Source organism: Kitasatospora sp. NPDC032150 (assembly GCF_055579945.1).
Genome location: NZ_JBVIMH010000007.1, coordinates 120864 through 134397, shown reverse-complemented (window position 1 = coordinate 134397; position 13534 = coordinate 120864). Strand labels below are relative to the sequence as shown.

General features: G+C 74.4%; 11 protein-coding genes. 8 read left to right on the top strand and 3 right to left on the bottom strand.

Features of this window, described 5'->3' with window-relative positions; all coding sequences use genetic code 11:
- Positions 1 to 226: 226 nt before the first annotated feature.
- The 5 genes from ACZ5ON_RS11190 (at position 227) to ACZ5ON_RS11170 (ending at position 6136) form a co-directional block, all read left to right on the top strand.
- Positions 227 to 3133, top strand: a complete 2907-nt coding sequence (locus tag ACZ5ON_RS11190; RefSeq protein WP_465589040.1) for a sensor histidine kinase — start codon at positions 227 to 229, stop codon at positions 3131 to 3133.
- Positions 3130 to 3540 carry a roadblock/LC7 domain-containing protein gene (locus ACZ5ON_RS11185; protein WP_465589036.1) on the top strand — a complete coding sequence of 137 codons (411 nt, stop codon included), beginning with the start codon at positions 3130 to 3132 and terminating at the stop codon, positions 3538 to 3540. Before ACZ5ON_RS11190 ends, ACZ5ON_RS11185 begins: the two co-directional genes overlap by 4 nt.
- Before the next feature lie 182 nt (positions 3541 to 3722).
- Entirely contained in the window at positions 3723 to 4052 is a 330-nt protein-coding gene (locus ACZ5ON_RS11180; protein ID WP_344637119.1) for a DUF742 domain-containing protein, read from the top strand.
- Positions 4033 to 4638: a GTP-binding protein gene (locus tag ACZ5ON_RS11175; RefSeq protein ID WP_465589033.1), complete on the top strand. Its 606-nt coding sequence runs from the start codon at positions 4033 to 4035 to the stop codon at positions 4636 to 4638. The genes ACZ5ON_RS11180 and ACZ5ON_RS11175 overlap by 20 nt, the downstream gene beginning before the upstream one ends.
- 166 nt (positions 4639 to 4804) lie before the next feature.
- The gene (locus ACZ5ON_RS11170; RefSeq protein ID WP_465589028.1) at positions 4805 to 6136 is read left to right on the top strand and encodes an ABC transporter substrate-binding protein; all 1332 of its coding nucleotides are present in this window, start codon (positions 4805 to 4807) and stop codon (positions 6134 to 6136) included.
- Positions 6137 to 6207: 71 nt separating this feature from the next.
- Here the strand turns inward: ACZ5ON_RS11170 and ACZ5ON_RS11165 are convergent, their stop codons facing one another.
- Positions 6208 to 7053, bottom strand: a complete 846-nt coding sequence (locus ACZ5ON_RS11165; RefSeq protein ID WP_465589025.1) for an alpha/beta fold hydrolase — start codon at positions 7051 to 7053, stop codon at positions 6208 to 6210.
- A 129-nt stretch (positions 7054 to 7182) separates the two neighbouring features.
- Here ACZ5ON_RS11165 and ACZ5ON_RS11160 point away from each other — a divergent pair, with 129 nt between their 5' ends.
- Positions 7183 to 8388 carry a hypothetical protein gene (locus tag ACZ5ON_RS11160; protein WP_465589020.1) on the top strand — a complete coding sequence of 402 codons (1206 nt, stop codon included), beginning with the start codon at positions 7183 to 7185 and terminating at the stop codon, positions 8386 to 8388.
- A gap of 144 nt (positions 8389 to 8532) precedes the next feature.
- Here the strand turns inward: ACZ5ON_RS11160 and ACZ5ON_RS11155 are convergent, their stop codons facing one another.
- Positions 8533 to 9894 (bottom strand): cation:dicarboxylate symporter family transporter, encoded by a 1362-nt coding sequence (locus ACZ5ON_RS11155; protein WP_465589017.1) that lies wholly within the window; start codon positions 9892 to 9894, stop codon positions 8533 to 8535.
- Between the two features lie 172 nt (positions 9895 to 10066).
- Here ACZ5ON_RS11155 and ACZ5ON_RS11150 point away from each other — a divergent pair, with 172 nt between their 5' ends.
- Complete coding sequence (locus tag ACZ5ON_RS11150; protein ID WP_465589014.1) at positions 10067 to 11767, top strand: sensor histidine kinase; 1701 nt, start codon at positions 10067 to 10069, stop codon at positions 11765 to 11767.
- Entirely contained in the window at positions 11764 to 12471 is a 708-nt protein-coding gene (locus ACZ5ON_RS11145; protein WP_465589009.1) for a response regulator, read from the top strand. Before ACZ5ON_RS11150 ends, ACZ5ON_RS11145 begins: the two co-directional genes overlap by 4 nt.
- A gap of 65 nt (positions 12472 to 12536) precedes the next feature.
- Here the strand turns inward: ACZ5ON_RS11145 and ACZ5ON_RS11140 are convergent.
- A partial coding sequence (locus ACZ5ON_RS11140) for an alpha/beta hydrolase family protein (RefSeq protein ID WP_465589006.1) occupies positions 12537 to 13534 on the bottom strand: 998 nt, incomplete at its 5' end.

Below are 13534 nucleotides of genomic sequence, written 5' to 3'. Positions count from 1 at the left end.
CCGCGAGGGCGGCAGCCCAGGGCGTGAGGCTCCGCGCCACCGGCGGCGCAACCCGTCCACCACGCGCGGGAACCGGTACCCCACCACCCCGGGGGGCGCGGGGATCGAGCCCCCCGCACCTTCGTCGCCCCGGTCGCGTGCTCCTCCGTGCCCCGCGCCCCTTGGCTGACCGCAATCCCACCACCCACCGGACAGCACCGAGTACCGCACCGAAAGGCCCTCACCCATGCGAGTACGCCGCGGCACCCCCCGCAGCGCACCGGCGGCCACCACCCCGGGCACCGTGCGCGGCCCCGTCCGCCCCGGCGGCACCGGTCAGCGCCGCGGCGCCCACGCGGGCCCGCCCGCCCGCGAGACCGTGTCCGTCCCGCCGGCCACCCAGGACCCGCCGCACCGTCCGCCGGGCCCCGGCGCCGCCCGCACGGCGGCCGGACCGCTCGGGTCGCGGCTGCGCCCCCGCACCGTGCGTGCCAGGATCGTCGCCCTGCTGATGGTCCCGGTGGTCTCGGTGATGGCGCTCTGGTCGTTCGCCACCGTCACCATCGCGCGGAACGTCTGGGACCAGCTCAGCCTGCAGCAGGTGCACCGCACCCTGCTCGACCCCGTCGACGCCACCGTCACCGCACTGCAGACCGAACGCTCCGCCGCCGGACAGCTGTTGGCCGCCCCCGGAGGCACCGTCAGGGAGAGCGCGCTGCGGGACGCCGCCGAGGCCACCGACCGGGCCGTCGCCCCGCTGGAGCTGGGCGACCACTACAACCCGGCCGACGCCCTGGGCCTGGGCGCCGCGACGGCCACCCGGGTCGACGCGTTCACCGCCGCCGTCGCCTCACTCGGCGTGCTCCGCGGCCGGGTGCTGTCCCGCTCGGCCGGCTGGGACGAGACCTACGCCGACTACACCGCCGCCATCGACCGGGCCCTCGACGTCACCGGTGCCACCACCGGGCTACCGGACAACCGGGTCGCCTCGGACGCCCGGGTCCTGCTGGAGTTCGCCCGCTCCCGGGAACTGCTCGCCCGCGAGGACGCCCTGCTGCGCAACGGCCAGATCACCGGCAGGCTGACGGACGGGCAGCTGCACGAGTTCGACGGTGCCGGCTACGCCCGCCGGCTGCTCCTCCAGACCGCCGGAGCCGACCTGCGGCCCGCCGACCGCGCCGCGCTGAGCGCCGTCACCGCCGGCACCGCCACCTCCTCCGGCACCGACTACCGCGACCTCACCCGCTACGAGGACGCGGTCCGTACCGCCGCCGACGGCAGGGCCGCCGTGGCCGCGGTGAGCCCCGACCAGTGGGCGGTGGCCGCCGACAACGTCAGCCGCGCGCTGCTCGCCGTCGGCACCGCGGCCGGCAGCGCGGCCGAGCGCGCCGACCCGTACGCGCCGGGCCTGTTCACCCCCTCCGGCGCCGCCGTGCTGCTCGGACTGGCCGCCGTCATCGCCTCGCTGCTGATCTCGGTACAGATCGGCAGCGGCCTGGTCGCCGAGCTGGTCGGCCTGCGCAACTCCGCCCTCGAACTCGCCGGCCGCAAACTCCCCGCCACCATGCGGCGGTTGCGCGCCGGCGAGGAACTCGACATCGAGACCGAGGCACCGCTGCGCCCGCACGGCGCGGACGAGATCGGCCAGGTGCACGGGGCACTGGGCACCGTGCAGCGGGCGGCGGTGACCGCCGCGGTGGAACGGGCGGAGGTGCTCAGCGGGGTCTCCGGGGTCTTCGTCAACCTGGCCCGGCGCAGCCAGGTGCTGGTGCACCGCCAGCTCACCCTGCTGGACGCGATGGAGCGGCGCACCGAGGATCCGGCCGAACTGGAGGACCTGTTCCGGCTCGACCATCTGACCACCCGGATGCGGCGGCACGCGGAGGGCCTGATCATCCTCTCCGGCGCCGCCCCCGGCCGCGCCTGGCGCAAGCCCGTACCGCTGATGGACGTGGTCCGCGCGGCCGTCGCCGAGGTCGAGGAGTACGCCAGGGTCGAGGTGCACCGCCTTCCGCGGGCGGCGCTCACCGGATCCGCCGTGGCCGACCTGACCCACCTGGTCGCCGAACTGGTCGAGAACGCCACCGGGTTCTCGCCCCCGCACACCAAGGTGCACGTCCGAGGCGAACAGGTCGGCAACGGGTACGCGCTGGAGATCGAGGACCGGGGCCTGGGCATGGGCCCGGAGGCGCTCGCCGACGCCAACCGCCGGATCGAGGCCTCCGAACAGGTGGACCTCTTCGACAGCGACCGTCTCGGGCTCTTCGTGGTCAGCCGGCTGGCGAAGCGGCACGGGGTGAGGGTGGCGCTGCGGCCCTCGGCGTACGGCGGGACCACGGCGGTGGTGCTGCTGCCGACCGTGCTGCTGAGGCTTCCGGCGGAGAGCGCCCCGGGTGGGCCGTCGGCCGGGCCGGAGGTGGAGGAACCCGCGTCTGGCGAAGTGGAGTTGTCGCCGCGTCCGGCTGCGGTCGCGGCCCCGGCGCAGGTCCCGGTGCTGCCTGCGGTGCCGCCGGCCGAGTCGCTGTCCGAGCCGTCGGCCGGTGGGGCGGGACCGGTGCGGCCGTTCGGTGCGAACGGGAACCATCCCGGGGTGCTTCGGCTGACCCCGTTCGGCGTCGACGGCAGCCGTCCGTCCCGGTTCCCGGCACCGGTCGGACTGAATTCGCCGGCCGGACCGCACCCGCCGGCCGGACCGCACCCGACCGTCGGACCGAATCCGCCGATCGGACCGCACCCGACCGTCGGACCGAATCCGCCGACCCGTGCGGCCGTCGTCCGCCCGCTCTCCGCCCGCCGGGACCCGGCTGCCGGACAGCCCTCCGCCGTACGTCCGGCGGCCGCCGACCCTCCGCAGTCGGCCGGGCAGGCCCAGCGGGTGCCCGACCGGCCCGAGACGGCGGACGACGAACTCCCGCGCCGGGTCCGCCAGGCCAGCCTGGCCCCGCAACTGCGCGAGGCCCCGCCGCGGCCTCGGCCCGGTGCCCGCCTCGGCGGGGGAGCCGGCGTCCCCGGCCGCGCCCCGGAGGAGGCTCGGGCCGCGATGTCCGCCTTCCAGCAGGGCTGGGCGCGCGGCCGGAACCCACTTCGGCCCGGCACCCCCGACACCCCCACAGCCCCCACAGGTCCCGGCCCCACGGAAGGACGGCCTCGATGATCGGCACCACGCATCACGCCGGAGAGCTCAACTGGCTGCTCGACGAACTGGTTTCCCGGGTCGCCCAGGTCAGGTTCGCCGTGATCCTCTCCGCCGACGGTCTGGCGATGGGCACCTCGGCCGGCCTCGGTCGCGAGGACGGCGAGCACCTGGCCGCCGTGGCCTCGGGCTTCCACAGTCTGGCCAAGGGGGCGGGACGGCACTTCGAGGCGGGTGAAGTGCGCCAGACCATGGTCGAGTTGGAGCACGGTTTCCTGTTCGTCGCGGCCGCGGGTGAGGGCACCTGCCTGGCGGTCTTCTCCACCGCCGAGGCCGACCTCGGTCTGATCGCCTACGAGATGGCCCGTCTGGTCCGCCGGGTCGGCGAGCACCTGTACGCCGCGCCCCGCAGCGCGGTCGGCGGGTGAGCGTGATGTCCAACCCGTGGCCCGGTCGTCCGGCGCCGGACCACCCGCCGATCCCCCGCCCGCCGGTGCCGGACCACCCGCCGGCCCCAGGTCTGCCGGTGCCGCCGTCCGGCCGCCCGGCACCGCCGCGGCCCACCCGGCCCCCACAGCCCGACCACTGGTACGACGACGCGGCCGGTCCGATGGTCCGCCCGTACGCGATGACCAGGGGCCGGACCCGCCCGGCCGGGTTGGAGTTCGACCTGATCGCCCTGGTGGTCAGTGACGTGCCGGACGCCAAGGACCTGCCGATCGGCCCCGAGGCGGGCCTGATCCTGGCGCTCTGCCGGAACAACGCCCTGTCGGTCGCCGAGATCGCGGCCGAGACCGACCTGCCGCTCGGTGTGGTGCGGGTGCTGCTGGGCGACCTGCTGGCCGCCGAGCTCATCCGGGTCAGCCGTCCGGTGCCGCCCGCCCTGCTCCCCGACGAGCACATCCTCCAGGAGGTCATCCATGGACTCCGCGCTCTCTGACAGCCGTGCGCGGGACACCCCGGTGCTCGCGCTCAAGATCCTGGTGGCCGGCGGTTTCGGCGTCGGCAAGACCACGCTGGTCGGTTCCGTGAGCGAGATCCGGCCGCTGCGCACCGAGGAGCAGCTGACCGCTGCGGGCAGGGGAGTCGACGACCTCGGCGGGGTGGAGCAGAAGAGCACCACCACGGTGGCGATGGACTTCGGCCGGATCACCATCAGGGACGGGCTGTCGGTCTACCTCTTCGGGACCCCGGGGCAGGACCGGTTCTGGTTCCTCTGGGACGAGCTGGCCCAGGGGGCGCTCGGTGCCGTGGTGCTGGCCGACACCCGTCGGCTGACCGACTGCTTCCCGGCGGTGGACTTCTTCGAGCACAGGGGCATCCCGTTCGTGGTGGCGGTCAACCGCTTCGCGGGCACCCGGGACTTCCGGCCCGAGGAGGTGGCCCGCGCACTCGACCTGGAAGCGGGCACACCGGTGCTCATCTGCGATGCCAGGCAACGCAGTTCGGGCAAGGGCGTACTGATCAACCTGGTCGAGCACGCCGGCCGGGTGCACGCCGCCCGTCTGATCGCGGAGGTGGGGTAGCGGCCTGTCGCCGGGCCGCAGATGAAAAGTTGGCCATACAACAGGGTGTTCCACTCACGTCTTCCTGCTGTTCGCGTGGAGTCCGCCGGGCCGTGCCCGATCCGGGCTTGGGTGATCACTTGGCCGCGGGCTCCAACCCGGCCGAAACGGCAGGAGGAACGACAGGATGACGAGGCGCTCCGGATCGGCGGCCGGACAACTCCCGTACCGCAGACGGCCGTTCGACCGCGATCGGCCGGCCGGCCGGCTCCGCCGCCGGGCCGGGGCCACGGCCGCCGCGCTGGCGGTGTTCCCCGGGCTGCTGGCCACCTCGGCCTGCGGCGGTTCGGCACCGGCCGGAGCCGACGGCAGCGGCGACTACACGGTGATGACCTGGGCCCCGTCCGGCAGCGGTACGGCCGACCGGCACGGGGTGATCGACGTCGCCGTCGCGATCGGGAAGACCGTCTTCAAGGACGGTCTGAACGGCCGGAAGCTGACGGTGCTCACCTGCGACGAGCAGAACACCGCGGACGGTGCCGCCGCCTGCGCCCGGAAGGCGGTGGACGCCCACGCGTTGGCCGTGCTCGGCTCCTACAGCCAGTACGCCGACACCTTCATGCCCGCTCTGGAGAACGCCCGGATCCCCTACCTGGGCGGATTCGGTCTCTCCAGCGCCGACTTCAGCAGCCCGGACTCGTACCCGGTGGCCGGCGGCACGCCCACGCTGGTGGCCGGGAGCGGACGCCAGCTGGCAGCCGCGGGCTGCCGCAGCGTCGCGCTGATCCGCCCCGACACCAGGGCCGGTGACACCCTGACCCGCTATCTGAGCGGGGCGCTGCAGCCCTCGGGTGTCAAGCTCACCGACATCAAGGTCGCGGAGAAGTCCCTCGACCTGAAGGAGCCCGCGAGCCGGGCGATCGGGGACGACAAGACGGGTGCCTGTGTGACCAACGCGCTCGGCCCGGACCAGACGCTCACCCTGATCGACGCCTACCGCCGGCTCGCCCCCAAACACACCGTGCTGGCCTCACTGCTGGGAAGCGTCCAGCAGTCCGTGATCGACGCCACGGGCGGGACCAACAGCCCGCTCAACGAGAGCCTCGCGGTCGGCTGGTACCCGCCGGAAGGGGCCAGGGTCTGGGACGACCTGCGGGCCACCGTCCAGTCGGCGGGCGACCAGCGCATCGACACCTCCGACCTCGGCGTGCAGAACACCTGGGTCGCCTACCAGGTCTTCCTGCAGGCCACCCAGCGGGTGAGCGCGGCCGGCCAGCCGCTCACCGCCAAGACCCTGCGGTCCGAGCTGGACAGCGGCGACTCCTTCGACACCGGCGGCACCACCCCCAGGCTCAACTGGGGCATGACCGACATGCTCCCCAGTGCCGAGTCGCCCCGCCTGGTGAACACCTGGGTCACCTTCCAGCAGGTCAAGAACGGGCGGCTGACGGAGCAGCAGCGCGGCTTCTCCGACGTCCGCTGGGTCCTGACCGGCGGCAAACCCCCCGCCAACCAGTAGCAGCCCTCCGGCCGGTCCGGCGCTGATCACGCCGCCCGCCCGGGCCTCGGCCGGACCCCGCCCGTCGGGCGTCAGGTGAGAAAGGCCGCGACCGCCCCGGTGAACGCCGCGGGATCGTCCAGCCACGGGTAGTGCCCGCCGCCGGGCTGGATCACCACCTCGGCCCGGGCGGCCGGAAGGAGGGCGGCGAACGCGTGCAGGTGCACCGGCCGCGGGCTCCAGTCGAGTTCGCCGCCGAGCAGCAGCACGGGCGCGGTGAGGCGGGCGAGCGCGGCGCGGGTGGCGGGCGGGTCGAAGGCGCCCTCCGCGTGGAAGACCTCGGAGGCCGCCAGGTTGGTCTGCGCCGGGCCCGCGGCCGCGTGGGCCCGCGCGGCGGCGTCCCAGCGGCCGTATCCGAAGGGGGAGACGGCTTCCCAGTCGTCGTCCGCCTCGCTGCCGGCCTCGATCGCCTCGAAGGCGGCCAGGGCGTCGGCGTACCAGGGCTCGTCGGCGCGCAGGGCGACGGCCTCGCGCCGGTCCTCGGCGGTGACCGGGATCCCGACCGCGCGGGTGTTGGGCGCGATCAGGGTCAGCGAGTCCAGCCGCTCGGGGTGGCGGGCCGCGTACAGGGCCGCGAGGCCGGCCGCGGCGGAGTGCCCGAGCAGGCCCATCCGTTCCAGGCCGAGGTGGGCGCGCAGGGCTTCGACGTCCGCGACCAGCCGGTCGCAGCGGTAGCCGGCCGGATCGGCCGCCCCGGCGGAGTCACCGGTGCCGCGGTGGTCCAGCAGGACCAGCTGCCGGCGGGCGGACAGTCCGCCGAGTTCGCCGAGGTAATCGGAGGCGCGCATCGGGCCACCGGGGAGGCAGACCAGCGGTGTGCCGGTGCCCCGGAGGCGGTAGGCGAGTTCGGTTCCGTCATGGGTGCTGAAGGTGGGCATGGGGCGGATCCTGGCAACGCGCCGGTGCGGTCGGCAAACCGATCGCCGCCGTGCCGCGCCCGGCCGCGCGACGCACCGGGCTGACGATGTGTCAGGTCATGTCGGGCCGCCGGACGTACGCTGAAAAACGTGATCACGTTCGAGGAGCGCAGACTGCGCAGCCTGGCGGTCCAGGGCCGCTGGCCGGAGCTGCTCGGCCTGTACCGGTACACCCGGGCGGCGGCGGTGGCCCGGGGCGGCGAGCCGGCGGCGGCCGAGGCTGCGCCGCTGGGGCACCTGGTCGCGTACGGGGCGCCGCCCGAGCTCGCGGCACGGCTCTTCGACCGGGACGGCGGCCAGGGTACCGCCGCCGGGGAGGGTGACCACGATGCCGGTCCGCTGTGGGAGGTGCTGGCCACCAGGCACACCTGGCGCCGGCTGGCTCCGCTGCTCGGACCGCCCGCCGTGCGGCGGCTGGTCGCGCACACCCGGGTGCTGCTGGGCGAGGACCTCTCCTGCGGGGCGGAGCCCGACCCGGAGGGCGTACCGCTGGCCCTGGAGTCATGGGAGGTGCCCGGCTGGGAGGAGCGCGGCCGGATCCGCGAGTACCTGCCGCAGGGCGGTGCGCGCCGGGCGCTGGTGGCGCTGCCCGCGACCCTGGAGGGGCTCGGGCCGGTCGAACTGCCGCCGCCGGGCCGCCGGGCCGCCGGGCTGACCGCCACCCGACTGCTGGGCGGGCTCGCGCCGTGGCTGGAGGTGGCGTGTGTGCGCGGCTCCGTGCTGGACGCGGTGGCGCAGCTGGTGCCGGGCCCCTGGTCGCCGGAGAGCAACGGGCGGCCGGTCCGTCCGGTGGATCCGCCCGGGTGGGAACGGCTGGCCCCCGGTGTGTGGGACACCGGCCGCCGGGGTGCCGGCTTTTCGGCCGCGGAGCGCCTGCCGGCCGGGTGGCCGGCGCGCGAGGGCGGTACTGGCGGCCGGCGGGCCCGGAGCCGGGTGACCGGTGGTCACATCCCGTTCTGTGTCGCGTATCCGGCGCTGGTGCAGGCCGCCAGCGGAAGTCCGGCCCTCGGTTCGGCGGACGGACGGCTGGCGCTGTGGCGGGTGCTCTCCGCGATGACCGGGGAGACCCGGCTCCCGCTGCCCGGGGGCACCGTGGCAGGGGTCGACGTACCCGAGGTCAATGCACTGATCGCGCGCCTGCGTTGCTTCACCTGGTGCGAGCCCGCGGACGAGGTCTGGTACGTCCACCTGGCCGTCGAGGACCCCGCGACCGGTCTCGCCTGGGCGGTCAGCGGGGCCGAAGTCGACCTCCCCGTACCGGACTTGCTCGTGCCGGACTTCCCCGGGCAGGGCTGACGGCCCGGGGGAATCCGGCGGTACGGCCCGGGGTGCCGTGCGGTCGGTGCCGGGTGGCCGGTCGCTTCGGGCGCGACGGGAACGCCCCGGTCCGGGGCCGCGCCCGGGGTGGCGGCCCCGGACCGGGGTGCGGGTGGCGGTCGGTCAGGCCGCGGCGGGTGCCGGCTCGGGCTGGGGCGGGAGAGCCGGGGCGTGGTGGTCGGAGTCGGCCAGGGCGCTCTCGTCGAAGGGCAGTTCGCCGGAGAGGACCCGGCCCAGCCGGTCGTGGTCGAGCTCCTTGGTCCAGTGCCCGATCAGGACGGTGGCCACGGCGTTGCCCGCGAAGTTGGTCAGGGCACGCGCCTCGGACATGAAGCGGTCGATGCCGACGATCAGGCCGACGCCGTCGACCAGTTCCGGCCGGTGGGACTGCAGCCCGCCCGCCAGGGTGGCCAGGCCCGCACCGGTGACGCCGGCGGCGCCCTTGCTGGCGATCACCATGAAGACGAGCAGCGAGAGCTGCTGGGCGATCGACATCGGCTTGTCCATCGCCTCGGAGATGAAGATCGAGGCCATGGTCAGGTAGATCGCGGTGCCGTCCAAGTTGAAGGAGTAGCCGGTGGGCACGGTGATGCCGACCACGGGGCGGCTGACGCCCAGGTGCTCCATCTTGGCGATCAGCCGGGGCAGCGCGCTCTCCGAGGAGGAGGTGGAGAGGATGAGCAGGAACTCCCGGCCGAGGTAGCGCAGCAGGGCGAAGACGTTCACCCCGGCGAGCAGGCGCAGCATCAGGCCGAGCACCACGACCACGAACAGCACACAGGTCAGATAGAACCCGATCATGATGACCGCGAGGCTCTTGAGCGCGGCCGTCCCGGTCGCCCCGACCACCGCCGCCATCGCGCCGAAGGCGCCGATCGGTGCCACCCACATGATCATCGACATGACCCGGAAGACCAGCTTCTGCAGGTGCTCGATGCCGCGCAGCACCGGCGCGCCGGCCGGGCCCATCGCCTGCAGCGCGAAGCCGGCCAGCAGTGCGACCAGCAGGGTCTGCAGCACCTGCCCCTGGGTGAGGGCGGAGAAGGCGGTGGTGGGGATGATGCCGAGCAGGAAGTCGGCGGTGCCCTGCGAGCCGCCGGCCACCTGGGCGTGACCGGCCTTGGCGAGGGCCTTGGTGAGGTGCAGACCGGAGCCGGGGTCGAGCAGGTTGCCGACCACCAGGCCGATCGCCAGGGCGACGGTCGACATCAGTAGGAAGTAGCCGAGGGCCAGTCCGCCGACCCGGCCGACCTTGGCCGCCTTGGAGACCGAACCGATACCCAGCACGATGGTGCAGAAGATCACCGGGCTGATCATCATCTTGATCAGGTTGACGAAGCCGGTGCCGATCGGCTTCAGCTCCACCGCCGTGCCGGGCGCGGCCAGGCCGACCACGATGCCGGCGAGCACCGCGACGATCACGGCGAGATAGAGCCGGTGGGTACGGTCGGCGGGTCTCTTCGCTCCGATTTCTGCGGTCGTCATGTTGCGGCTCCTTTGCCCTGTCGTCGCTGGCGGCCCCGGGGGCGGACCGCCGTGCCGGCCCGGGTGGTGGGCCGTACCGAACTATGGGCGCCGGGCGTGACGGCCGTCACGCTTAAGTTCATAGAGTTCACGCATGTCCGCCGCACCGTGCGGGCAAGGCACACTGTCTGGCATGCACCGGCTGTCTGGCACGCACTCGCCCCCGAGCCCCTCGCCGCGCCGCCGTCGGCGCAGCCTGGCAGCGCGGCTGTTCGCGGTGCAGATCGTGATCGTGGCGGGCGTGGTCGCGGGCGGCGCGGTCCTCGCCTACCTGTCCACCGCCGGGCGTGCCGAGGACTCCGCCAGCCGCCAGGTCACCGCCACCGCGTGGGCGGTCGCCGACTCGCCGACGGTCCGAGAGGCCGCCGCCGGGCCGGACCCGTCACGGCTGCTCCAGCCGTACGCCGAGCAGGTCCGCCGCGACACCGGCGTCGACTTCGTGACCGTCATGGACACCCACGGCATCCGTTGGACCCACCGCGATCCCGCCCAGATCGGCAAACCCTTCCTCGGCCACATCGACCGGGCGCTGGCCGGCGGCACCGTCACCGAGACCTACACCGGCACCCTCGGCCCCTCCGTCCGGGTCGTGGTCCCCGTGCTGGACGGGCGGCACCAGGTGATCGCCCTGGTCAGCTCGGGCATCACGGTCGAGTCCATCAGCGAACGGCTGCGCGGGCCGCTGACCGCCCTGGTCGGCGTCGCCCTCGCGGCCCTCGCCCTCGGCGGACTCGGCACCTACCTGGTCGGCGTCCGGCTGCGCCGCCATACCCACGGCATGGGCGCCGCCGAACTCAGCCACCTCTACGAGTACCACCAGGCGACCCTGCACTCGGTGCGCGAGGGCCTGGTGCTGCTGGACGGAGCCCGGCGGGTGGTGCTCTGCAACGACGCCGCCCGCGAACTGCTCGGCCTGTCCGGTGACTTGGAGGGCCTGCCGGTGTCCGGCCTCGGCCTGCCCGAGTCGCTCATTCGGGCCCTGCTCGGCCCGGCGCCGGTCCGTGACGAGGTCCACCTCGCTCACGAGCGGGTGGTGGTCCTCAACACCTCCGCAGTCGGCCCCGGCCTCGGTACCGTGGTCACCCTCCGCGACCACACCGAACTCCAGGCGCTGAGCGGTGAGTTGGACTCGGTGCGGGGCTTCGCCGACGCGCTCAGTGCACAGGCGCACGAGGCGTCCAACCGGCTGCACGCGGTCGTCTCACTGATCGAACTCGGTCGCCACCGCGAGGCGGTGGAGTTCGCCACCGCCGAACTCGCCCTGGCCCAGCAGCTCACCGACAAGGTGGTGGCGGCGGTCGGCGAACCGGTGCTCGCCGCCCTGCTGCTGGGCAAGGCCGCGCAGGCCACCGAACGCGGGGTCGAGCTCACCCTCACCGAGGACAGCCAGATCGACGACGGGGTCCTGCCCACCACGCTCAGCCCGCGCGACCTGGTCACCGTCCTCGGCAACCTGATCGACAACGCGGTGGACGCCGCGATCGAGGGCGCCGCGACGGCCGCCGGCCCGCCCGAGGTCACCGTCACCGCCAGGATCGACGGCGGCGAACTGCTGCTGCGCGTCGCCGACACCGGAGCCGGCATCGATCCGCAGGCCGCCACCGAGGTCTTCCGCCGCGGCTGGACCACCAAGAGCGGCGGCCGGGGCCTCGGCCTCGCGCTGGTCGCCCAGACCGCCCGGCGCAACGGCGGCACCGTCGAGGTCGGACGCGAGCGCGGCGCGGTGCTCACCGTTCGGCTACCGCTCCGGCGCGAGGCGGCGGACCACGCGATTGACGGCGCGGTGGAGCGGGCGGCGGTGCGGAGCGGCAGCGAGCGGGAGGCGGTCAGATGATCGACGTACTCGTGGTGGAGGACGACCCGGTGGCCGCCGCCGCCCACACCCTGTACGTGCAGCGCACACCGGGCTTCAAGGTGGCGGCCACCGTGCACACCTGTACCGACGCGCTCCGCCAGCTGGACCGGGCCAGAGCCGCCGGCACCCCGGTCGACCTGGTGCTGCTGGACCTCTACCTTCCGGACGGGCACGGCCTGCAGCTCTGCCGCACCCTGCGCGCCGCCGGGCACTCCAGCGACATCATCGCCGTCACCTCGGCCCGTGACCTGGCGATGGTCCGGCAGGCGGTCTCGGCCGGAGTCGTCCAGTACCTGCTGAAGCCGTTCAGCAGCGCCGCCCTGCACGACCGACTGGAGCGGTACGCGCGCTACCGCGACACCCTCGCCCGCACCGGCGAGGCCACCGGACAGGACGAGGTGGACCAGGCCTTCGCCGCGCTCCGCGCCGCCCCCGAGCGCAGCACCCTGCCCAAGGGGCTGAGCGCGCCGACCCTGGAGGCGGTCGCGGCGGTGCTCCGCAACGCCGAGGCGGGCCTGTCCGCCGCCGCGGCGGGCGCCGCCGCCGGAGTCTCCCGGATCACCGCCCGCCGCTACCTGGAACACCTGGTCGACATCGGCCTCGCGGTCCGCGAACCCCAGTACGGCCAGGTGGGCCGCCCGGAACTCTGCTACCGGATCGCCGCGCCGCGCTCCGGCCCGTAGCACGGCCGGCCGGTCGGGCCGAGGTGGTGGCCCGCCCGGCGGCGGTCATGTGGTCGTGGGTGCGGTCACGGGTGCTGGAAGGTGACCTCGGGATTGGCGGGGGACGGGCCGTCGAGCAGCGGCCGTGGGATTCCCTTGAGCTGGAGGTCGAAGAAGGCGCCGACGTAGCTGCGGGTGATCTCCTCCGAGCGGGGCGCGGGCAGCCCGTCGGAGAGGGGTATGCCCATGGCCGCGGCCAGCACGTCCGCGTCGGTGAAGCTGGAGTGGTCGGCGCCGGCGACGGTCAGCCAGCGCTTCCAGCCGCCGAGGTTCGCCCAGGCCTTGTCCCAGCTGTTGTCCCCGCCACCGGCGGGGTGGTCCGCCAGCTTGTCGATCAGCAGGAAGGGGCGGCCGTGCAGTCCGGTGGCCGGGTCGGGCGCCCAGAAGTGGCCGTCCATGTTCACTCCGGCGCGGATCCGGTCGTCGGCGGCCATGGCGACGGAGGCGGCGTCGCCGCCGATGGAGTGCCCGGCCATGCCGATCCGGTTCGGGTCGATCATGCGGGCGTGCCGCCAGGCCGGGTGACGCCCGGTCAACTGGTCGAGTACGAAGGAGACGTCCTTGGCCCGGCTCTGGGACACCTCCCCCGGCCCGCCCGTAGGGGGAGTGTCGCAGACCTGGCCGCAGGGGATCGTCTGTCCGTCGGGGAAGGTGATGCCGGAGGCCTCGTAGGTGTGGTCGACCAGTGCGACCACGTAGCCCCGGCTGGCCAGGTCCTCGGCGAGGCCGGTGAGGGTGGCGCGCGGGAAGGTGAATCCGGGGGAGAGCACCACCAGCGGGAACCTGCCGTGCTCCGGGCGGGCGTCGGTGTGCGCCCAGGTGCGGGTGCCGGCGAGCAACTCCGGCGGGTAGTCGGAGTTCGGGAGCCTCAGCTTCAGCAGGAGCCGGGCCTCCTCGGTGGTCATGTAGGGGGCCGGTCCGCCGGTACCGGGGTGGGCGGGGTAGTACATCGAGACCATGAGTTGGCGGGGGCCTGCGGAGGGGACCCAGGGGTCCGGGCGGTCCTGGTCGACGAGGTGCAGGA

Excerpts from the sequence above, each read along its gene's own strand:
- ACZ5ON_RS11190 (WP_465589040.1), top strand. The coding sequence starts at position 227 with ATGCGAGTACGCCGCGGCACCCCCCGCAGCGCACCGGCGGCCACCACC.
- ACZ5ON_RS11185 (WP_465589036.1), top strand. The coding sequence starts at position 3,130 with ATGATCGGCACCACGCATCACGCCGGAGAGCTCAACTGGCTGCTCGAC.
- ACZ5ON_RS11180 (WP_344637119.1), top strand. The coding sequence starts at position 3,723 with ATGGTCCGCCCGTACGCGATGACCAGGGGCCGGACCCGCCCGGCCGGG.
- ACZ5ON_RS11175 (WP_465589033.1), top strand. The coding sequence starts at position 4,033 with ATGGACTCCGCGCTCTCTGACAGCCGTGCGCGGGACACCCCGGTGCTC.
- ACZ5ON_RS11170 (WP_465589028.1), top strand. The coding sequence starts at position 4,805 with ATGACGAGGCGCTCCGGATCGGCGGCCGGACAACTCCCGTACCGCAGA.
- ACZ5ON_RS11165 (WP_465589025.1), bottom strand. The coding sequence starts at position 7,053 with ATGCCCACCTTCAGCACCCATGACGGAACCGAACTCGCCTACCGCCTC.
- ACZ5ON_RS11155 (WP_465589017.1), bottom strand. The coding sequence starts at position 9,894 with ATGACGACCGCAGAAATCGGAGCGAAGAGACCCGCCGACCGTACCCAC.
- ACZ5ON_RS11150 (WP_465589014.1), top strand. The coding sequence starts at position 10,067 with ATGCACCGGCTGTCTGGCACGCACTCGCCCCCGAGCCCCTCGCCGCGC.
- ACZ5ON_RS11145 (WP_465589009.1), top strand. The coding sequence starts at position 11,764 with ATGATCGACGTACTCGTGGTGGAGGACGACCCGGTGGCCGCCGCCGCC.